Source organism: Bradyrhizobium sp. SZCCHNRI1009 (genome assembly GCF_032487575.1).
GTDB lineage: Bacteria > Pseudomonadota > Alphaproteobacteria > Rhizobiales > Xanthobacteraceae > Bradyrhizobium.
On record NZ_JAUEUL010000002.1, the window covers coordinates 154,171 to 174,478 of the forward strand.

A 20,308-nucleotide genomic window follows, 5' to 3' on the forward strand; every position below is an offset into this window, starting at 1 on the left:
GCGAGCGCGTCATTTCGAACACACCGGCGGCGGCGCATGCGCGGTGCCGCGCAAAGGGCTAAATTCGGCCGGATCGATTCGCTTGATGGGGCGCGATCGTCACACGTGGCCATCGAATTACCTCAAGTTCACTTCGCTGGAGACTTCATCCATGAGAATTGCATCCTTCGTCCGTGGTCTGCTGGTGGCACTGACGGCTGCTTGCGGCGCCGTCATTCCGGCTACGGCGCATGCGGATGGCGGCTTCATCACGCTGACCATCTACAAGGCGGGGTGGATCATCGGCGGCTCCGGCGGCAGCGGCGTGTTGAACTTCCACGGCCGCGCCTATCCGCTGTCGACCGGCGGCCTCGATTGGGGCCTGGTGTTCGGCGGCTCGCGCACGGTGCTGCGCGGCCGCGTCAGCAACATCTGGCGTCCGTCCGACGTCGAGGGCGTCTACGGTGCCGCCGGCGCGGGCCTCGCCGTCGGCCGCGGCGTGCGCGGCATCGTGCTGACCAACCAGAAGGGCGCGGTGCTGGAGCTGTCGGGTGAGCAGATCGGGCTGCTGGCGAACGTCGACCTGTCGGGTCTCGCGATCACGATCAGGTAGTTGTCGCGTCGCCCGGTCAGCCCCACGCAACGAGCTGTCGTCGCCCGCCTGCGCCGGCGATGACAGCGTTTTCCGTGCTGAGCGCGACGCCAACATCTATCTCTCCGGACTCATGACTCCGCGTTCTCGCCGCACCGCGTGCGCGAGGAATGCATCGTGCGAGCCCCGTCTGATATCGAGGGGGGCAGGGAAGGCCGGGAGCTCGCCGCTCCCATGGTCCGCGTGCAACAAAAAGCACGCGGCAGAACCACAGGTTCGGCGGAGACATCCCGGCCTTCCCTGCGCGCATGGTCTGACGGCTTATACGTGGTCTCCCTGGCGCGCCGGCTTGTTGGCCGCCATTGCACGCGCCACGCTTCCGCATGAGCACGCACGTGATACCAGCGTCGGGGTATCAGGACATCACGACTTCGCCGTACGTGACCACTCGCGCTCGTCCGGCGCAGCGATCACGTCCACCGCGGCCCACCTCCACGTATCGTGACGACGCGTACGTCCCTCTGCATGAGGCGGGTTGAGCGAAAACATCGTCCTGATTTGCCCGACATGACAAGCTCTAATGCCTGCGGCAAACTAACACGACGGGCAGTTTGCGCATGGCACGGATGCGCGGATTGCCCGTCGGGCAGGGAGGGGATGCTTCACGTCGGTGACGTGGATAGCCATAACCGCGCGTCGGATCGCCAGCACTGCGCTCTGCGATGCTGCGCCCTCTCCCCTTGTGGGAGAGGGCATCTCCGGCCTATCAGCTCACTCGCTTGGGTGAGGGGTCTCTCTCAGTAAACGACACTCGGAGAGAGAGAGACCCCTCACCCGAGCGCGTTTGCCGCTCTGTCCTACATGCCCTCTCCCACAAGGGGAGAGGGCGCAGTCATCGGCATGCGCGGATCGTCGTCAGCGAGTGTGTAGGGTGGGCAAAGGCGCGCGCATGCTGCTCGTTGCTCGATACGGTGTGCGATGCGCGCCGTGCCCACCGCCTGCTTGCGCCCATGCGGATGGACGGTGGGCACGCGACCGCCCTGCGGGCGGCTGCTTTGCCCACCCTACCGATCCTCATCGAAAGCGGTGACAGGCGCTGCTTCAGACGCGATCCCCGGCGACATGCGCCGCCAACTCCCACCACGGTTCGAGCGTCCACGCGCCCGATGCCGCGCCGGAGGGGGAGGCGAGCACGAACGTGGTCGGGAAATGATGCTGCTCCGGCTGCCGCCCGAGCGCGATCGCACTGGTCGGCCGGGCGTAGAACAGGCTCGCGGCCTTCTTGCTGGTGAAGGCGACCGTCGCCGGCCGATGGCGCCGGATCTTCGCGGCAAAGCCGGCGACGTCGACGCCGGCCTTCAGCGCGACATGGTCCATGCCCGCGCCCTGCTTGCACAGATCGGTGAAGCCGATGCCGAGCGACAGCAGCGCCGGAAACTCCTGCGGTTGGTACAGCCGCGGCGTCAGGCCGATTGCCTGAAGCGTGCGCCAGAAGCGGTTGCCGGGATGAGCGTAGTAGTGTCCGGTCGCGGCTGACCGTTCGCTCGCGGCGGTGCCGACGAAGACGAGGCGCAGGCCGGGCTGGAGCTGATCGGGCAGGCGGTCCATGGCGTCGTTGTCGCATTGTTGCGGTCGCCGCAACAGCCTGTTGCCGGCGGGCTGCATTGTTGCCGCGATGCCCCTGGTCTATGTGACGGGAAGCCACGGGAGCACCTGATGTCACAACGTCGTCTGTATCATTTCGCCCTCTCCGGCCACGCGCATCGCGCGCGGCTGATGCTGAGCCTGCTCGGCCTGCCTTGCGAGCTCATCGAGGTCGACCTCAAGGGCGGCGCGCACAAGCGGCCGGACTTTCTTGCGCTCAATCCGTTCGGCCAGGTGCCGGTGCTGGTCGACGGCGATGCCGTGATCCCCGATTCCAACGCGATCCTGGTCTATCTCGCCGGCCGCTACGACGACGCTGGCAAATGGCTGCCGCGCGATCCGCTCGGTCAGGCCCAGGTGCAGCGCTGGCTGTCGGCCGCGGCCGGTCCGCTGGCGTTCGGTCCGGCGGCGGCGCGGGTTGCGACCCTGTTCGGCGCGCCGCTGGACATGGCGAAGGCGCACCAGCTCGCCCACGGCCTGTTCACGGTGATGGAAGGCGAGCTCTCTGCGCGGCCATATCTCGCCGGCGCGGCACCGACCATCGCCGACGTCGCGCTGTTCAGCTACACCGCGCACGCGCCGGAAGGCGGCGTGTCGCTGACGCCGTTCCCGAACGTGCAGGCGTGGCTGACGCGGATCAGGGATCTGCCCGGCTTCGTGCCGATGCAGGCCAGCGCGGTCAGCGCAGCCTGACCGGCGCTAGATCATGATGCGATTCAACGGAATCGCATCATGATCTCATCTCCTTGTTTGAGCATGATCTTTTCCGAAAACTGGTTTCCACTGTTCCGGATCATGCTCTCATGCACGACGGCGTGCGGACGCCGCTTACAGGAAGCAGCGGCGCTCGTCGCGCAGCTTGATCTGGATGTTGGTCGCCTCGACGAAGGTCGGCACCGGCTTGGAGACGATCTTGTAGGTCGACGGCCACTCCACCGGCTTCGACTGCAGCTCGGTGTTCCAGATCTGGCAGATGCCGGTGTTGTCCCAGCGGATCACGTAGTAGCCGGACTTGGGCGCAGGCGCGGCGAATGCGGTGGGCACGATGGAGGCGGCAGCAATGGCCGCGGCGGCGGCGAGCGTGGTCAGGCGACGCATCATCAATCTCCTCAAACGAAACAACGACAATCGCCCGCCCGCGCGGGCCACCGGCCGTGCGGCCGGACCAAGGCGAAAGTGGTGCGACAAAAGCGCGCGCAACGCAAGCTTGCGCGTGCCGTCATTCACAGCGATGTCCGGGATGTGAACGACGACATGCCGCCGTCACATGATGCCATCAGGCGGGCGCGGGCTCAGAGCGTGCAGCGGCCCTGCTGGCGCAGCCTGATCTGCCGGGTCACGGCGTCGTTGAACGTCGGCACCGGCCGGCTGATGACCTGATAGCTCGACGGCCATGCGACCGGCTTGAATGCGAAGGCCTCGCTCCAGACCTGGCAGATGCCGGTATTGTCCCAGCGGATGATGTAGTAGCCGGCCTGCGCCGGCGCGGCGGCCAGCAGGGTGGCCGCGGCGAGGCCTGCGGCCAAACAGACTGTGGTGAAACGAGGCATCGTGAAAACTCCGGCAACAAACTGGCCCCAGCCCGCGGCCGGCCCTGTGTCGGAGCGGTCTCGTTCATTTTGAAGGCAGCCGCGCAGGAATCATGCGGCAAAAGCGCGCGATCACGGCTGACGAGGCGGATGGCAGCGAACGGAGCCTCACCGGATGCGCGGCGCGCCGCATGGATTGCGGCCGCCGCCATCCGACGCCGTCACGTCGGCGACGTCGGCGCGAGCGTCAGGGGCGGACGGTCTCGGTGCCTTGGCGGGAGGAGAACCTGAGATCCGCCGCGAAGCTCGCTGTCGGGACGAAAGCCGGGACCACGCCGATGGGCGGCGGCTGCGGGGCCACCGGCCGCGCGCGCCGGCGCAGGAAGTGGCGCTCGAGATAGGCGTAGGACAGCGTGGCCGCCAGGACCGACAGCGGCAGCCCGATCGCGAGCCGCAGCGGCCACCAGACGCCGTAGCTGTCCAGGAAATTCAGGATCGGCAGGTGCCAGAGATAGATGCCGTAGAAGATCCGGCCGAGGAAGAGCGCGACCGGCCATTCGAAGATGCGGTGGACAATCGTGCCGTGGCTGCGCGCCAGCATGGTCAGCGCGAGGATGCCGGGAAGCACGCCGCACACCATGCTGCCGAACAGATAGTAGTTCATGCTCGGTCCGTCCGCCGGCCAGAACAGGAAGGTGACCGTGCCCCAATAGATCAGCAGCGGCCATGCGAGCTTCGGCCAGAGCCGGTCGAGCGCCGGCGAGGAGCCGTGCGGCACCAGCCTGAGCACGACGGCCATCGCGCATCCCGCCATCAGGGCGTCGGCGCGGGTGTCGAACGCGGTGTAGAGCCGCCGCCATTCGGCGCCATCGAGCACCAGCGCGACGCGCCAGGCCCAGATCGCGGCCGCAATGGCACAGATGGCGCCGACCAGCCGCCAGGTGACGCCGAAGCGCTTCACCAGGAATACAAATGTCAGCGGCCACAGCAGATAGAACTGCTCCTCGGTCGACAAGGTCCAGGTGTGGCCGATATCCTCGATCGTCTTCGGATCGAACACGTACCAGTAGTTGGACATGTAGGAGAGCGCGATCGCGGCGCGCTCGACCGCCGGCAGCAACGGCGGCCGCAGCAGCCAGGTGAACAGCAGGTAGGCGGCGAGCATCAGCAGCAGCGGCGGCACGATCCGGGCGAAGCGCCGCGCATAGAACTGCCGGAACCTGATGTGGCCGTGCTTGTCGATGTCCCGCAGCAGCAGGCCGGTGATGTAATAGGCGCTGGCGACGAAGAACAGGTCGATATAGAGCACCGCGCCCGGCACGAGCGTATGCGAGACGTGCGCCGTGACGACGCCCAGGGTCATCAGCCCGCGCATGCCGTCATGCGAGGGAACGTAGCCGAGCGGATAGACCTGGGCCTGGAAGGCCTCCCGGATCGCCTCCCGCAACGGCGCCGTGGCGGCGGCCGCGAGGCGGAACAGGGCATGAAAGGGCCATGGATAAAACATTTATCGCTAGATTTTCGGAGATAATGTTTCAGACTATTAAATCCTATTTAAAAATTAAATAATCCGCAAGCAGCGAAATAGCAGGGCGGGTGTCATGACGACGCAGGGTTGCGATGAAATGAGGCAAGTCGCCGGATGCGGCGGCAGATGACGGCGTCAGGGCAGGTGAAGGCGAGGGAACTCGCGATGCCGATGCGGAGGATGCGGAGGAGGCGACGCGTTTAGCTCGGTCGGCGTATTCCGCGCGTCTCGTCTTCGCCGCCTGCAATCGGCATCACCATCGCCGGACGACCATCGTAGCCATTGACTGTCGCCTCACCGGCAGAACCGCAGGGTGGGCAAAGCAAAGCGACGTCTTGCTCACTGCATCACCACGCGCCGGCGGGAGCGTACCCACCGTGTCCACCGCGGCGGGCACGCCTCCGCCGCCGCTCTGCGAGCGCCGTCGAACGCTCTGCCCGCCCGACGGTGTCGCGATCGCCGCGACGCCCTCGATCAGCATCTTCCGGAGTGCGAGCGCCCACACGGCGAATGCGCGTCAACCACGTCGTTGGTGTGCAGCGCAGATTAACAATCATTGGTTGTGAGTTGCGGAATTGAAGTTTAAGATCGTCGATTGTTTGAGTGCAGCCAATTTTTGAGTGTCATTTCAACGGAGCTTGTCATGGAAGAAGCCCATATCAAGGCATTCGAGGCTCTGCCTCAGTCCACCTCGTGCAGGATCATCACGTTCGACAGCGCGACCGTGGTGCCTGGCATCGTTCCGGACACCTACTTCCTGATCGTCACCGGCACCAAGCCCTGGGTCACGATGAAGGTCGAATTGCATCCACTGATCTATATCCGGCAACCCGAATATTGGGGCATCGAGGTGGTCGGCTGCCAGAGCGGCATCGGCCTGCCGCAGACCGCGCCGTATCACGTTGTCCTCGACATCACGCATTTGCGCGGCAAAAAGGGGATCGAAGTGATCGGCGCCACCAGCAGGAAGCAGATCAACGTGCCGTAGGAAGGGCGAGGGCCGGGTGCGGGGGGGGGGGCATCGGTTCCACAGCCACGCTTTGGCGTCACGCGGCCGAGCATGGCGCCGCGAGATACAGCGCCCTCGCCCCTTGTGGGAGAGGGCATGTACGGCCCATCCATCCATCCATGCGGTCGGGTGAGGGGTATGTCCATTGGCGCTAACTTACCAAATTAACGCTTGGTATTCTCGTTTTCTTGGCGGCTCTTGGAGATGGCGTTGAATGTTCCGCGCAGCGGCCCGCAACGTTTGCACGTCGGGTTTGGGGATGACGGCGTCGACGAGGGCCTCGACGATCAAGCGCAATAGGCGCCAGACGCCGTTCTTCACGCGGCCTCCCGGCGGGGAGAGTCACCGAGATGTTCCGCGATGAGCGGCTCGGTCAGCAGCGCCAGCAGAAGATGACAGAGGATGTGCGCTCTCGCACTCCTGGGATCCTCGCCCGGTGGTCGCGCGAGGCCGATACTGCTCTTGAGATGCTTGAAGGCGATCTCGATGCGCCACCGCAATCGATAGAGGCTGCTGATTGCTGGAAGTGGATATTCATCGCGATCGAGCGAGGTGATGATGATGACCCATTCGGCCGCGACCAACGTCTCGGGCTGCAGCTTGCGGCCCATGTCTCGTGCCCGGCGCGTGATCTTTTCGATCGTGGCATCGCGCGCCTGCTTCGGCTTTCGGATCGCCACCAGACGTAATGCGATAGGCTCTTTCGCCGAAGCCTTGATCCAGACGGGCCGATCAACCAGTCCCTTGCCACGCGACTTTTTTAGCAGAGCAATGAGATCGAGACGGTTCGCGTCGGCGTCGAGCCAACGAGCGCCATTCCATTTGGCGCGCACTACGATATCAGCGCTTTCAGCAAGCACCTTGGCGACCCGATCGGGCTGCAGATAGGCACGATCGCCGACGCGAATTTCGCCCGGCACGACACCGGCGCGATCGATGACCTCGCCCTCGCTCTCATCCGTCAGTTCGAAGGCGGTAAAGCGTTCGCTCGCCAGATCGAAAGCTGAATGTATCCGCCATACGCCGCCGGATTCTCGATCATTGCGGCCGGCTTTTGCCACCGCCGTGGCATCCACAAGACGGACCGGTCGGCCTTTCGCCGCGGCCAGGCAGGTCTCACCTGCGCTCCCAACGAGCAGCCGGCTGACCAGTTGTTCGAGCCAATCCGCCGAGTTGCGTAGCCGCTTGAGAAGCGCGACATTCGACAATGAGGCAAGTCCCATCGCCTCAGCCCATGCGGCGGTCAATCGCAGCCCGCGCGTCCCCCAACAATACGCGAGCACCAGCCGCAGCTGATCCACGGCACATTCGACCTTGCGGGCTCGTTTGAAAGCCCCAAATTCCCGAGCCTCATGCTCAAGCAGGTCAGCGCCGCCCAACCGAGCGATAGTGCGCAGCCATTCGGTGTTCGAAAGCGATTCGTCAGTCACTCGACCGAGGAATCATCCATTTCCGGCAGCAAAATGGTAAGTTAGCGCCAATGGGGGTATGTCTCGGCGAACTCGACTCGCGGAGACATACCCCTCACCGAACCGCACTTGCCGCTCTGTCCTACATGTCCTCTCCCACAAGGGGAGAGGACGCATTCACGCGCGCCGTTCTCTGTGGTTGAGGCGCCTGAACAGCGTCCTCCACATCGCTACGCCGTCGCCAACGCCGCGACACCCTCAATCTCGATCAGCATCTTCGGATCGGGGAGCGCCACCACCACGCAGGTGGTGCGCGCCGGATACGGCGCCGGCCCGAACGCCGCGGCATAGAGCCGGTTCATCGCCGCCACGTCGGCCGCGCGGGTCAGCAGCACGTTGACTTTGACGAGATCGCGGATGCTCGCGCCGCCCTCGCTCAGCACGCGCGTGAAGTTGGTCACGACATTGGCGAACTGCGCGTCGAACTCATCGGGCAGGTTGCCGTCAGCGTCGAAACCGGGAATGCCGGAGATGAAGAGGAGATCGCCGACGCGGGTGCCGAAAGACAGCGGCGGGGCTTTGACGTGCGGCGGGGCGGGGATGTGGTGGATGGGCATGAAGATATTCTTCCCTCGTGTGCGGAGAGTAAGGCCAAAATTCTGCGGCATATCTTTGAGTTCATCTAACAAAAAGCCGGGCTTGCGCCCGGCTTGATGGATGGCCGGGTCGAGCCCGGCCATGACGACGGAGAGAGCTGAGCGGGCGTCAGGACAACGCCTTGTTGCTCTCCTTCACCTTCTCCGCGTCCAGATATACGCTGCCGCCCATCTCCTTGAACTTGGCGCTCATCTGGGCCATGCCGTCCGCGATGGTGCCGGAGATGGTCATGCCGACCGTCGCCGGATCATTCAGCGTTGCCGCGTAGTCGCGGACGTCCTGGGTGATCTTCATCGAGCAGAACTTTGGGCCGCACATCGAGCAGAAATGCGCGACCTTGTGGGCTTCCTTCGGCAGCGTCTCGTCGTGGAAGCTCTTGGCGGTGTCCGGGTCGAGGCCGAGGTTGAACTGGTCGGTCCAGCGGAACTCGAAGCGGGCGCGCGACAGGGCGTCGTCACGGAGCTGTGCGGCGGGGTGGCCCTTGGCGAGGTCGGCGGCGTGGGCGGCGATCTTGTAGGTGATGACGCCGGTCTTGACGTCGTTGCGATCGGGCAGGCCGAGATGTTCCTTCGGCGTCACGTAGCACAGCATGGCGCAGCCGAACCAGCCGATCATGGCGGCGCCGATGCCCGAGGTGATGTGGTCGTAGCCGGGCGCGATGTCGGTGGTCAGCGGCCCGAGCGTATAGAACGGCGCCTCGCCGCATTCCTTGAGCTGCTTGTCCATGTTGATCTTGATCTTGTGCATCGGCACGTGGCCGGGGCCCTCGATCATGACCTGGCAGCCCTTGTCCCAGGCGATCTTGGTGAGCTCGCCCAAGGTCTCCAGCTCGGCGAACTGCGCGCGGTCGTTGGCGTCCGCGATCGAGCCGGGGCGCAGGCCGTCGCCGAGCGAGAACGAGACGTCATACTTGCGCATGATGTCGCAGATCTCCTCGAAATGCGTATAGAGGAAGCTCTCCTTGTGATGCGCGAGGCACCACTTGGCCATGATCGAGCCGCCGCGCGAGACGATGCCGGTGACGCGGCTCGCGGTGAGGTGGATGTAGGCGAGGCGCACGCCGGCATGGATGGTGAAGTAGTCGACGCCCTGCTCGCACTGCTCGATCAGGGTGTCCTTGTAGAGCTCCCAGGTCAGCGCCACCGGATCGCCGTTGCACTTCTCCAGCGCCTGGTAGATCGGCACGGTGCCGATCGGCACCGGCGAGTTGCGCAGGATCCATTCCCGCGTCGTGTGGATGTTGCGGCCCGTCGAGAGGTCCATCACGGTGTCGGCGCCCCAGCGGATCGCCCACACCATCTTGTCCACCTCCTCCTCGACCGACGAGGTCACCGCCGAGTTGCCGATATTGGCGTTGATCTTGGTGAGGAAGTTGCGGCCGATGATCATCGGCTCCAGCTCGGCGTGGTTGATGTTGCAGGGGATGATGGCGCGGCCGCGCGCGATTTCGTCGCGGACGAATTCCGGGGTGATGAAGGCGGGGACGGCGGCGCCAAAGCTCTCGCCGTCGGCGAGCGCGGCCTCGGCGCGCTCGAGCTGGGTCTTGCGGCCGAGATTCTCGCGCTCGGCGACGTAGATCATCTCCTTGGTGACGATGCCGGCGCGGGCGAATTCGAGTTGGGTGATCTTGTGGCCGTCGAGGCCGCGCAGCGGCTTGTGATGCGCGGTGAACGCCTTCGCCGCCTTGTCGGCGCCGACATTGCCATTGTCCTCCGGCTTGATGTCGCGGCCGACATATTCCTCGACGCCGCCGCGCTCGCGCACCCAGGCGGAGCGGGCGCGCGCCAGGCCGGCATTGACGTCGATGGTGACGGAGGGATCGGTGTAGGGACCGGAGGTGTCGTAGACCGGCAGGTTGGGCTCGGAGGCCGCTTCGGAGAGAATGATCTCGCGCAGCGGCACGCGCAAATCGGGCGCGGAGTCGGGCACGGCGTAGATCTTGCGCGAGGACGGCAGCGGGCCGGTGGTGACGGCGGGCAGGGTGGTGTCGGGATTGGAGCGGATGTTCATGGGGTCCTCCTTCTCAATTGTTGTTGTCGGAGTGAATGGGGGCCGTCATTGCGAGGAGCGGGAGCGACGAAGCAATCCAGGGCGGCACGCGCGGCCCTGGATTGCTTCGCTCCGCTCGCAATGACGATGGAGAGAGTTGCGGCTCACATTGGCTCGCCGCGTATGCCGAGCGGAGATGATTTGGCGCTGTGAGGGACGCAGACTGTTCAGGCTCCCTCCCCCCTTGTGGGGGAGGGTTGGGGAGGGGGGTGAGCCGCACCCAGTGACCCCGGCGCTACCCCCCTCCCTAGCCCTCTCCCACAAGGGGGGAGGGAACGACGGAGAGCGGGGCGACGTCAGGGCCCAATCACTGTCAGAGGCATTCGCAAATGCTGCGCGCATCAGGCCGGCTCCCTGGTCGCATCGAGCCAGGCGCGGACGCGGGCGTCGGGGTCGGGGTTCTGGGTGACGTCGCTGACGACGGCGATCGAATCGGCGCCGGCGGCGAAGATCTCCGCGGCCTGCTCCAGCTTGATGCCGCCGATCGCGACCAGCGGGATGTTGCCGACGCGCCTCTTCCACTCGCTGATCTTCGCAACGCCCTGCGGCGCGAAGCGCATCGCCTTCAACGTCGTCGGGAAGATCGGGCCGAGCGCGACGTAGTCGGGCTCGGCGGCGAGCGCGGTCTCGAGCTCGGCATCGTCATGCGTCGACAGGCCGAGCGTCAGGCCGGCCTGCTTGATCGCGGCGACGTCGGCCTCCGCCAGATCCTCCTGGCCGAGATGGACGTGCTCCGCCCCGGCGACGACGGCGGCGCGCCAGTAGTCGTTGACGATCAGCTTCGTCGCGGTGCCCCTGGTGATGGCGAGCGCGTCGGTCACGATCTGCAGCGCCTCGCCGTCGTTCAGGTCCTTGGCGCGCAACTGGACGGTGCCGACGCCGAGCTTGGTCAGGCGCTCGACCCAGGCGAGGCTGTCGACGACGGGATAGAAGCGGTCAGGATACGGCATGCCAGAACGGGGTCCCAACGACAGGGGTGGAGGGCGAGGCGAAATCGCGGGCGTCCATCAGCCCGGCCTCGTAGGCGGTGCGGCCGGCCTCGACCCCGAGCCGGAAGGCGCGGGCCATCGCGACGGGATCGGCGGCTTTTGCCACCGCGGTGTTGAGCAGCACGGCGTCGTAGCCGAGCTCGAGCGCTTCCGCGGCGTGGCTCGGCGCGCCCAGGCCGGCGTCAACCACGAGGGTGATGTCGGGCAGGCGGTCGCGTAAAAGCTTCAGCGCATCGCGATTGGTGATGCCCTTGGCCGAGCCGATCGGCGCCGCCCAGGGCATCACGACCTTGCAGCCGGCATCGACCAGCCGCATCGCGACCGTGAGATCCTCGGTGCAGTAGGGGAAGACCTCGAAACCGTCCTTGATCAGGATATCAGCGGCTTCGACGAGACCGACCACGTCGGGCTGCAGGGTGTCGTTGTCGCCGATGACTTCGAGCTTGATCCAGCTCGTGCCGAACAATTCGCGCGCGAGCTTCGCCGTCGTCACCGCCTCGCGCACGCTGCGGCAGCCGGCGGTGTTCGGCAGCACGGTGACGTCGAGCGCGTTGATCAGCTTCCAGAACGCGTCGCCGGTCTTGCCGCCGGCGGCCTCGCGCCGCAGCGACACCGTGACGATCTGGGCGCCCGAGGCGCGGATCGCGTCCTGCATGATCGCGGGCGAGGGGTAGAGCGCGGTGCCGATGAGGAGGCGGGAGGCGAAGGTCTTGTCGTAGAAGGTGGGCATTAGTTGTCTCCGTCGTTGCGGACGGTGGTCGTCCCGGCGCTATCACCGCGGCGGGTGGCTATGGGTCGCTGCTTTCGCAAGGACGACAGCTGCAAGTGGCGGGCGAGCGCGCGTCTCACGGCCATCACTCACCCTCCCTGCCGGGGGGTGATGATCTCGATCTCGTCGCCTGCCTTCAATGCCGTCTCTGACCAGCGGCTCTTCGGCACGACGTCGTAGTTCAGCGCGATGGCGAAATGGGTGCCCTCGTAGTCCAGCTCGGACAACAGCGCAGTCACGCTGGTCGCGTTGATGTCGCGGGCCTCGCCATTGACGGTCACGCGCATCGCATCACCTCGTTGTCGATCTGGCCGTGCGCGAGATAGTTCAAGGTCGCCTGCGCCAGCGCCGGCGCGATCAGGAAGCCGTGGCGGTAGAGGCCGTTGACGCGGATCTCGCGCTCGCCCTTGATGGTGATGCGCGGCAGATTGTCGGGATAGGCCGGCCGCAGCCCCGAGCCGAATTCGAGGATGCGGGCCTCGCCGAACGCCGGGTGCACCGAGTAGGCGGCGCCGAGCAGCTCCAGAGCGGAGCGCAGGCTGACGCCGGTGTCCTCGGCCTCGAGCGAGGTCGCGCCCAGCATGAACAAATTGTCCTCGCGCGGGATCAGATAGAGCGGGAAGCGCGGATGCATCAGCCGCACCGGCCGCGCGAGCTGCACCTCGGCGGTCTCGATCAGGATCATCTCGCCCTTGACGCCGCGCAGCTCGGGCTCGGCGTCGCGCGCCTCCAGCCCGCGGCAGTCGATCACGAGGCCGTCGAGGTCGTCAGCCGTGACGTCGCTGTTGAATAGCACCCGGCCGCCGGCCTCGACGATGCGCTGATGCAGCTTCGGCAGCACGCGGCGCGGCTCGACATGGCCCTCGGTCGGATAGAACAGGCCCTCGCGGAAGCGGCCCTCCAGCGACGGCTCCAGCGCGGCAAGCTGCTGCGCGTCGAGCCGCTGATAGCCGGAGGTGCGGCGGGCGAAGCGGTCGTAATCGGCGCGGTCGCGGGCATGCGCGATCACCAGCGAGCCGTTGAACGGCGTGTCCGGCAGCTCGCGCCGCCAGATGTCGAGCGCGGCGAGGCCGAGGCGGCTGATGATCGGCTCGGCGACCTCGCTCTCGCAATAGGGCGCCAGCATGCCGCCGGCCCAATGGCTGGTGGAGAGCACCAGGTCGGAATCGCTGCGCTCGTGCAGGGTGACCTCGCGGCCCGCGCGCGCGAGCAGAAGCGCCTGCCAGGCACCCGCGATGCCTGCACCGATGATGGATACGGGGACATCCCCGCGCGTGGTTGTCTGCTGCATCCCTGTCCCTTCGCCGGCATGACCCGGATCAGGTTCAAAGGGTCACCGCATCACGCTGCGGTATCTCAGCTCCCCCTCGGAGCTCCCCTCGGAACGCGCTTAAAATAGACCGATACGGCCCCGTGTCAACGGAGTGTCACGGAAAGACAGTTTGGGGCGGTGAGGAACCAAGCGCCGTCAGTGCGCCCGCGCGTGGCGGCCGGTCGCGATTTTCGGGGTGATGTCGAGCGGGCCGCTCGTGCGCTCGGAGCGGCCGGCGGGCCGCGCGTCGGCGAGGCGCTGCCGCTTGGCCTCCTCGTAGTAGCCCCTGGCGAAGTAGAGCACGGCGCGGTCGTGGTCGCCGTGGGCGGCACGGTAGGCGCCGGCGAGATAGCGCACGCCATAGGTGAGATTGGTGTTCGGATCGTGCAGGCCCTGCGCGTCGCCGGTGTAGCCGAGGCCGCGCGCGGTGCCGAGCTTGATCTGCATCAGGCCGATGCAGCCGCAGCGGCCGACCAGGTCCTTCTGGTATTTGCTCTCGCGCACGATGACGCGGTGGATCAGCGATTCCGGAATGTTGTTGGCGGCGGCGTGCACCGCCACCAGCGCGTCGATGTGCGGATGGCCGGTGTCGATGTGGCGCGGCTTGGTCTCGGCCGCCCTGCGCTCGGCCTCGCGGGGCTCGGCCGCAGCGGCCGGGATGGCGTCGGTGTCGGCGGGCGCTGAGGCATTGGCGTCCATCGGCGGCGAGGTGTCGGCGCTGCTGACGGCCTCGATCGCCTCGACCTCGCGCGCGGCCTTGGTCACCGCGCTGCGTGCGGCCAGCTCCCTGGTGCCGTCGGAGCGGACATGGGCGAGCTTGACCTTGCCGGCCTTCGGCTTGGCTGCATTGTCCGATGCGGTGCTCGCATCATCGGCAGCCATTGCGAACGGCACGGGACCAGCCATCGCGAAGCCTGCAATGCAGGCCGTCAGCACAAGACGTCTCATGTGTCAGGATCCCCCGGGAACCACACGCATGCCGAGCAGCCCCCCAGCACGCGCTTTACACTTTGCACACCGTAATTGGCGCGAACGCCGGGCGATAATGTGGCAATAATGGGGCGGAGACGCCGGGCGAGTGCGGATGCGCCGGCGGTTTACCGCGAATTATGCCGTGCATGCTTGGCTGGCGGAGCAATTCCGCCAACGGGGCCCTGCCGCGATGACGCTGTCCGTCACCCACACCGAAGCGACCGCCGGGCGCACGCAGGCGCTGCTGCCACTATGGGTCGGCGCCGGCGTCTATGCGCTGCTGCTGATCTCCGGCAACCGGCTGCTCAACGATCCCGACACGCTGTGGCAGATCACGGTGGGGCAGTGGATCATCGACCACCGCGCGGTGCCCGAGGTCGACGTCTATTCCTTCACCATGCGCGGCGCGCCCTGGATCTCCACGCAGTGGCTGGCGCAGGTCGCCTATGCCGCCGCTTACAGGTTCGCCGGCTGGACCGGGCCGGTGGTGCTGGCGGCCTCGGCGACCGCGCTGTCCTTCGCGCTGTTGGCGCGCGCCCTCAGCCGGCATCTGCGCGACGCCACGACATTGGTGTTCGTGGTCGCGGCGTTCCTGCTCTGCCTGCCGCATCTGCTGGCGCGGCCGCATGTGCTGGCGTTTCCGATTCTGGTGGCCTGGATCGCCGGACTTGTCGATGCCGCCGATCGCAAGGCCGCGCCGCCATGGCCGCTGGTGCTGCTGATCGCGCTGTGGGCCAATCTGCATGGCGGATTCGTGTTCGGCCTGTTCTTCATCGCGCCCGCCGCGCTCGACGCGCTGGTCAATGCCGATGCCTCGGCCCGCCGTAGCCTCGCGCTGCGCTGGGCCGGGTTTGCAGCGCTCGCGCTGGTGGCGAGCTGCTGCACGCCCTATGGCTGGAATGCGCTGCTGGCGTCGCAGAAGATCCTCTCGCTGGGTCAGGCGCTGCCGCTGATCGTGGAATGGAAGGCGACCGATTTCCAGGGGCTCGGTCCGTTCGAGATCTGCCTGCTGATCGCCATCGGGTTCGCGCTGTTCAATGGCCTCAGGCTGCCGACGGTGCGCATCCTCATGCTGCTCGGCCTGCTGCACATGGCGCTGGCGCAGGCGCGCGCGGCGGAGATCCTGGCGCTGGTGGGCCCGCTGGTGCTCGCCGCGCCTCTGGCGCGGCAGGCGGGCGCGTCGCCCGTGCCGCCGCAGGCGCGCGCGCCGGGCGCGGCGCTGACGGCGGCAGTGATGCTCGCGCTCGGCGCCGGCACCATCGCGTCGGCCGCGATCCTGAACTACGCGCCGAACATGCGCGGCACCCCCGTCGCGGCCGTGACCGAGCTGAAGAAGCTCAACCTCACGCGGGTGCTCAACGACTATGATTTCGGCGGCTACCTGATCTCAGCCGGTGTCGCACCGTTCATCGACGGCCGCACCGAGCTCTATGGCGAGAAGTTCTTCGTCGACCACAATGCCGCCTCCGGCCTGATGGAGCCGGACAATCTGTTCCGCCTGCTCAAGGATTACGACATCGAGGCGACCCTGCTGCGCACCCAGAGTGCTGCGACCAAGCTGCTCGATCACGTCGACGGCTGGCAGAAGGTCTATGCCGACGACATCGCCACCATCCATCTGCGCAAGGCGGGCGCCCGCCATGTCGCGGAACCGGCGGTCACCTCCGACGGCAATTGAATCAAAGACGTCGATCCCATCCGCGTGAGGTTGGATGTCGCGCGGCATCCCGGCGCGTGCAAATCCGCCGCCGCGCGGGTAAGATCGCGGCCGTCAGTTCGACAGCATGCCTGACTCATTCAACCTGACTCATTCAAGAAGACTGAACAGAGAGGGAGCGCGTCATGGCCGTGAAGGCAGCCGACGATCATTCACCCAGCATTGACCGTTCATTCGACATCGACGCGACGCCATCCACGGTTCGCGTCGTGGATCTGCCGCGAAACAATCCCTGCGCCCAATGTGGCGAGGCGATCGCATTGCCGTCCTGGGTCGAAAAGGACGGCCGCCGCACCGCGTATCTCTGGTACTGCCGCCTCTGCGACTATCGGTACGAAACCATCGCCTTCTATGCCGAGTCCGTCGATCAGGACGGCGCGATGGCGGCGTAGGGGTAGGCGTCCCGCAGCCGAGCAATTCAATTGGCTTGGACGGAATGCTGAACAGATGGTCTATCGGTTGATGCCGATGTGAGTACGGCGATTGCGGCTTGCTCCGCTCGACCTCTCCCCGCTTGCGGCTGGGCGATCGCATATGGTTTTCCTGGGCGGAACCTTCATGGCCTCATGGTTCGAGACGCGTCGCAAGAGCGACGCTCCTCACCATGAGGTTCAACAGCTTTGCGGCGGAGAAAGGCCCTCATCCTGAGGAGCCCGCCGAAGGCGGGCGTCTCGAAGGATGGTCGCGAAAAGACGGCGCGCCCAGCCTCTTTCACCATATGCGATCGCCCTGCCGCAAGCGGGGAGAGGTCGGATTGCATCGAAGATGCAATCCGGGTGAGGGGGGTACAGGTCTCACCATGCCCACCACCGGTGCGGCTGCCCCTCACCCCAACCCTCTCCCCGTAAGAACAGGGAGCGGGAGCCGACCGTCACCGCGGTCAGCAGCTAACAAGCTCCACGCACCTGCGTCATACCGTACTGACGACGTCAGCCATGTCCACCCGAACCGTCACAAACTAACACTTCCGCGTCGCAGTGAGACCGCTTGTCGCGCAGCGTGACGAAATCGTGGTTCCCTGGGAACGCCGACTGTCCATTGCCGTTCTCTCGTCACCATTCACTGAGAGGAGACACCACATGGTGATGAAGACTGTTGCGGCCGGCCTCGCCGGTTCCCTGCTGCTCGCGACCGCCGCCTTCGCTGCGGAGAGCACCACCACCACGACCAGCACCACGATCAAGAGCAACACCACCGCTGCGTCCTATCAGGGCGACTGGCGCAGCTCGAAGCTCGTCGGCGTCAAGGTCTACAACAACAACAACGAGAACGTCGGCTCGATCGACGACCTGCTGGTCGACAAGAGCGGCGCGGTCAAGGGCGTCGTGATCGGCGTCGGCGGCTTCCTCGGCATGGGCGAGCACCTCGTCGCGGTCACTTTCGACCAGGTGAAGTTCTCGGATCAGCCGGTGCAGTCGACCACGGCTTCCAACGCTCCGGCTTCTGGCACGACCTCGTCGACCAACCCGCCGGCTTCGACCACGACGACCGGTGCCGCCACCGGCACGTCGTCCTCGTCGATGAGCTCGAAGAACCGCTGGTATCCCGACCATGCGATGATCAACGCGACCAAGGACCAGCTCAAGGCGATGCCCGAGTTCAAGTACTCGGAGTAACGGCGTCACAGACGATTAGTCGATCGTCTCGATCGCGGCGCGCCCGGATCCGTCCGGGCGCGTTCGCGCGTCATGCTGCGGGGCGCAAGGTGGTCTGGCCGAGCGGCAGCTCGATGCGGGCGATCAGCCCGCGCGGCTTGCGATCGTGCAATGACAGCTCGCCGCCATGCGCCTGGACGATCGCCTTCGCGATCGAGAGGCCCAGGCCGAACCCGGTGGCCTCGTCCATGTTGCGGGCATCGTCGCCGCGCACGAACGGCTCCAGCATGTCGGGCTTGCGCGCATCGGCGATCCCCGGTCCGTCATCCTCCACGTCGATCGTCAGGCACTTCCCCGACGCCGACAGTCTGATCACGGTTTCCTTGCCGTACTTCACGGCGTTCTCGACCAGGTTGGTGACCGAACGCATCAGGTCGTCGGGCCGCACCGTTGCCATCGCGTGCGCCGGGCCGACATAGGTGACGCTGTGGCCGACATCGGCGAACTGGTCGGCGACGAGCTGCAGGATGCTCGCGATATCGACCAGCGTCATCGGCTCGAGCTTGCGGCCGTTGCGCAGGAATGACAGCACCGAGCCCAGCATCGCATGCATCTGATCGAGATCGGCCAGCATGCGATTGCGCTGCAGTTCGTCCTCGACGAACTCACAGCGCAGCCGCATGCGGGTCAGCGGTGTCCGCAGATCGTGGCTGATGGCCGCCAGCATCTTGGTCCGGTCGTTCATCAGCGCCGTGATGCGTTGGCGCATCCGGTTCAGGGCGCGCGCCAGCGACCGGATCTCTTCCGGTCCGCGCTCGGGCAGGGCAGTGGCATCGCCATCGAGGCTGAAGCTCTCGGCAGCCTTCGCGAAGCTCGACAGCGGTGAGGTCAGCGCACGGGCCGCCCACAGGCCGAGCAGTGTCGTGCTGATCAGCGCGAACATGATCGTCGTCAGCCAGGGGGCGCCCCAGAACGGTGGCCGGTGTGGCCGGTCGGCCATCCGCGCAGAGACCATGTTGCCGTCGGGAAGGGCGAAGACGACGGTGCGCGTCTGGGAGCCGGGCGGCGGCATGAAGATGCGATAGCCGGGGCCAAGGCCGCGAAAGCCGCCTGGACCGTGAGGCCGTCCGTCGGCCATCTCCTGAGGCGCCGGGTGGCGCTCGTCGCCACCGGTCCCGGCCTCGACGTCGGGGCCGGCCGGCTCGCGCCGGCGGCCATCCGGCAGAGGTCCCGCGTGAGGCTTGAGCTCGAACTCGGGATAGGCGCGGGCAATGTCGGAGATCAGTCGCGGCCGTTCGGCAGCGGGCGCGCGTCCAAGAATGCGGATGGCGGTCGCGAGCTGAAACGGCCCGACTTCGTTTTCGGGGTCGGGCTGCTCGGCGCGATAGATCAGGAACGTCGCCGTGATGATGGCATGGAGCGCCACGATCGAAATGGCCACCAGCGCCGTGATCTGGCCGCGGATTCCCTTGAGGTTGAGAAAGCCGAACGACATCATGACATCGCCATTCGATCCGGCCGGTCAATGGCTTTGCGGGCCGGTCACCACCTCGACGACGGGCGTGAACATGTAGCCGCCGGAGCGCACGGTCTTGATCATGGTGGCCTCCTGCGGGTCCGGCTCGATCTTGCGGCGGATGCGGCTGACCAGCACATCGATCGAGCGCTCGAACGAGCCGGCGTTGCGGCCCTGCGTCAGGTCGAGCAGGCTGTCGCGCGACAGCACGCGGCCCGGCCGCTCGCAGAAGGTGCGGAGCAGATCGAATTCCGCGCTCGTCATCGCGACGCGCGCGCCTTCGGGATTGCGTAGTTCGCGGAGCCGGAAGTCGATCGTCCAGCCGAGGAAGCTCAGCGCGGTCGCGCCTTCGGTTGCGCTCGCCGTCATCGCGGCCGCCTGCCGGCGCAGCACCGCGTTGATGCGGGCGAGCAGCTCGCGCGGATTGAACGGCTTTGGCAGATAGTCGTCGGCGCCCATCTCCAGTCCGAGGATGCGGTCGACGTCCTCGCCGCGCGCGGTGAGCATGATGATCGGCACTTGCGATTCCGCGCGCAGCTTGCGGCACAAGGTCAGGCCGTCCTCGCCGGGCAGCATGACGTCGAGGATCAGGAGATCGACACGGTGGTCGCCCATGATGCGGGTCATCTCGCGGCCGTCGGTCGCGGTGGTCACGTTGCAGGCATTGTTGCGCAGATATTTCGCGATCAGCGTCCGCGTCTCGCGGTCGTCCTCGACGACAAGAATGTGTGGTTGTGTCTGGGCCATACCGACAAGTGACCTAGAATCGCGGCGTTTTGCGAAGAATTTTGTTACGGAATGTTTCCTGCGACGGGCGCGCGGACAAGGCCCGACAACATCTCTCTGCGCCGTGTTGCGGCTTCCGTGAGGGCGCGTCAAGCCTCGCGAAACGTATGGCCTCGGGGCCGCAGCACGCTCGCGCGATGCGGCTGCATCGGGTTACCGGAAACGGTGCGGACATTCGTGAGTGGCCGCAGACCAGGTCAGGCCCGATTGAATCGTTGCCGGTCGTTGCACGATCCGAACGCCCGCAGCGACGGGA

20 protein-coding genes and 1 riboswitch are annotated in these 20,308 nt (G+C 66.2%); of the genes, 6 read left to right on the forward strand and 14 right to left on the reverse strand.

Translation table 11 applies throughout. The features are described 5' to 3' along the window. Positions 1-151 precede the first annotated feature (151 nt). Complete coding sequence (locus QX010_RS04270) at positions 152-592, forward strand: hypothetical protein (protein WP_316177832.1); 441 nt, start codon at positions 152-154, stop codon at positions 590-592. 1,080 nt (positions 593-1,672) lie between these two features. Here the strand turns inward: QX010_RS04270 and QX010_RS04275 are convergent. Next, complete coding sequence (locus QX010_RS04275) at positions 1,673-2,179, reverse strand: mismatch-specific DNA-glycosylase (RefSeq protein WP_316177833.1); 507 nt, start codon at positions 2,177-2,179, stop codon at positions 1,673-1,675. A gap of 108 nt (positions 2,180-2,287) precedes the next feature. Here QX010_RS04275 and QX010_RS04280 point away from each other — a divergent pair, with 108 nt between their 5' ends. Then, positions 2,288-2,908, forward strand: coding sequence for a glutathione S-transferase (locus QX010_RS04280; RefSeq protein ID WP_316177835.1), 621 nt, complete (start codon positions 2,288-2,290; stop codon positions 2,906-2,908). A 135-nt stretch (positions 2,909-3,043) separates the two neighbouring features. Here QX010_RS04280 and QX010_RS04285 read toward each other — a convergent pair whose 3' ends face one another. The 3 genes from QX010_RS04285 to QX010_RS04295 form a co-directional block, all read right to left on the reverse strand. Continuing rightward, a complete protein-coding gene (locus tag QX010_RS04285; protein ID WP_316177837.1) occupies positions 3,044-3,313 on the reverse strand; it encodes a hypothetical protein in 270 nt (89 codons plus the stop codon). 194 nt (positions 3,314-3,507) lie between these two features. Further along, positions 3,508-3,765, reverse strand: coding sequence for a hypothetical protein (locus tag QX010_RS04290; RefSeq protein ID WP_315804366.1), 258 nt, complete (start codon positions 3,763-3,765; stop codon positions 3,508-3,510). A 226-nt stretch (positions 3,766-3,991) separates the two neighbouring features. After that, a complete protein-coding gene (locus QX010_RS04295) occupies positions 3,992-5,251 on the reverse strand; it encodes an acyltransferase (protein ID WP_316177840.1) in 1,260 nt (419 codons plus the stop codon). Positions 5,252-5,915: 664 nt separating this feature from the next. On the opposite strand from QX010_RS04295, the gene QX010_RS04300 reads away from it, so the two are divergent. Next, entirely contained in the window at positions 5,916-6,260 is a 345-nt protein-coding gene (locus tag QX010_RS04300; RefSeq protein ID WP_316177841.1) for a hypothetical protein, read from the forward strand. Between the two features lie 338 nt (positions 6,261-6,598). On the opposite strand, the gene QX010_RS04305 is transcribed toward QX010_RS04300, so the two are convergent. From QX010_RS04305 to QX010_RS04340, 8 genes are all read right to left on the reverse strand, one after another. Continuing rightward, entirely contained in the window at positions 6,599-7,711 is a 1,113-nt protein-coding gene (locus QX010_RS04305) for an IS4 family transposase (protein WP_316177843.1), read from the reverse strand. Positions 7,712-7,920: 209 nt separating this feature from the next. After that, on the reverse strand, positions 7,921-8,307 hold the full coding sequence (locus QX010_RS04310; protein ID WP_316178443.1) for a RidA family protein: 387 nt from the start codon (positions 8,305-8,307) through the stop codon (positions 7,921-7,923). Positions 8,308-8,455: 148 nt separating this feature from the next. Continuing rightward, positions 8,456-10,357 (reverse strand): phosphomethylpyrimidine synthase ThiC, encoded by a 1,902-nt coding sequence (thiC, locus tag QX010_RS04315; protein WP_316177844.1) that lies wholly within the window; start codon positions 10,355-10,357, stop codon positions 8,456-8,458. Positions 10,358-10,737: 380 nt separating this feature from the next. Further along, a complete protein-coding gene (locus tag QX010_RS04320; RefSeq protein WP_316177845.1) occupies positions 10,738-11,346 on the reverse strand; it encodes a thiamine phosphate synthase in 609 nt (202 codons plus the stop codon). Beyond that, positions 11,333-12,115, reverse strand: coding sequence for a thiazole synthase (locus tag QX010_RS04325; protein WP_316177847.1), 783 nt, complete (start codon positions 12,113-12,115; stop codon positions 11,333-11,335). The genes QX010_RS04320 and QX010_RS04325 overlap by 14 nt, the downstream gene beginning before the upstream one ends. Positions 12,116-12,243: 128 nt before the next feature. After that, on the reverse strand, positions 12,244-12,441 hold the full coding sequence (thiS, locus tag QX010_RS04330) for a sulfur carrier protein ThiS (RefSeq protein WP_316177849.1): 198 nt from the start codon (positions 12,439-12,441) through the stop codon (positions 12,244-12,246). Then, a complete protein-coding gene (locus tag QX010_RS04335; protein ID WP_316177850.1) occupies positions 12,432-13,445 on the reverse strand; it encodes an FAD-dependent oxidoreductase in 1,014 nt (337 codons plus the stop codon). Before QX010_RS04335 ends, thiS begins: the two co-directional genes overlap by 10 nt. Next, a riboswitch (TPP riboswitch) is annotated at positions 13,433-13,544 on the reverse strand. (Overlaps the previous gene by 13 nt.) Positions 13,545-13,622: 78 nt before the next feature. Further along, a complete protein-coding gene (locus QX010_RS04340; protein WP_316177852.1) occupies positions 13,623-14,414 on the reverse strand; it encodes a lytic transglycosylase domain-containing protein in 792 nt (263 codons plus the stop codon). A 214-nt stretch (positions 14,415-14,628) separates the two neighbouring features. Between QX010_RS04340 and QX010_RS04345 the strand changes: the two genes are divergently transcribed. The 3 genes from QX010_RS04345 (at position 14,629) to QX010_RS04355 (ending at position 17,771) form a co-directional block, all read left to right on the forward strand. Next, positions 14,629-16,116, forward strand: a complete 1,488-nt coding sequence (locus QX010_RS04345; RefSeq protein ID WP_316177854.1) for a hypothetical protein — start codon at positions 14,629-14,631, stop codon at positions 16,114-16,116. A 164-nt stretch (positions 16,117-16,280) separates the two neighbouring features. Continuing rightward, on the forward strand, positions 16,281-16,547 hold the full coding sequence (locus QX010_RS04350; RefSeq protein ID WP_316177856.1) for a hypothetical protein: 267 nt from the start codon (positions 16,281-16,283) through the stop codon (positions 16,545-16,547). Between the two features lie 687 nt (positions 16,548-17,234). Beyond that, positions 17,235-17,771, forward strand: a complete 537-nt coding sequence (locus QX010_RS04355) for a PRC-barrel domain-containing protein (protein WP_316177858.1) — start codon at positions 17,235-17,237, stop codon at positions 17,769-17,771. A gap of 70 nt (positions 17,772-17,841) precedes the next feature. On the opposite strand, the gene QX010_RS04360 is transcribed toward QX010_RS04355, so the two are convergent. Together QX010_RS04360 and QX010_RS04365 are read right to left on the reverse strand one after the other, a co-directional pair. Next, positions 17,842-19,248 carry an ATP-binding protein gene (locus tag QX010_RS04360; RefSeq protein WP_316177860.1) on the reverse strand — a complete coding sequence of 469 codons (1,407 nt, stop codon included), beginning with the start codon at positions 19,246-19,248 and terminating at the stop codon, positions 17,842-17,844. Positions 19,249-19,272: 24 nt separating this feature from the next. After that, complete coding sequence (locus QX010_RS04365) at positions 19,273-20,013, reverse strand: response regulator (protein WP_316177862.1); 741 nt, start codon at positions 20,011-20,013, stop codon at positions 19,273-19,275. Between the last annotated feature and the right edge of the window lie 295 nt (positions 20,014-20,308).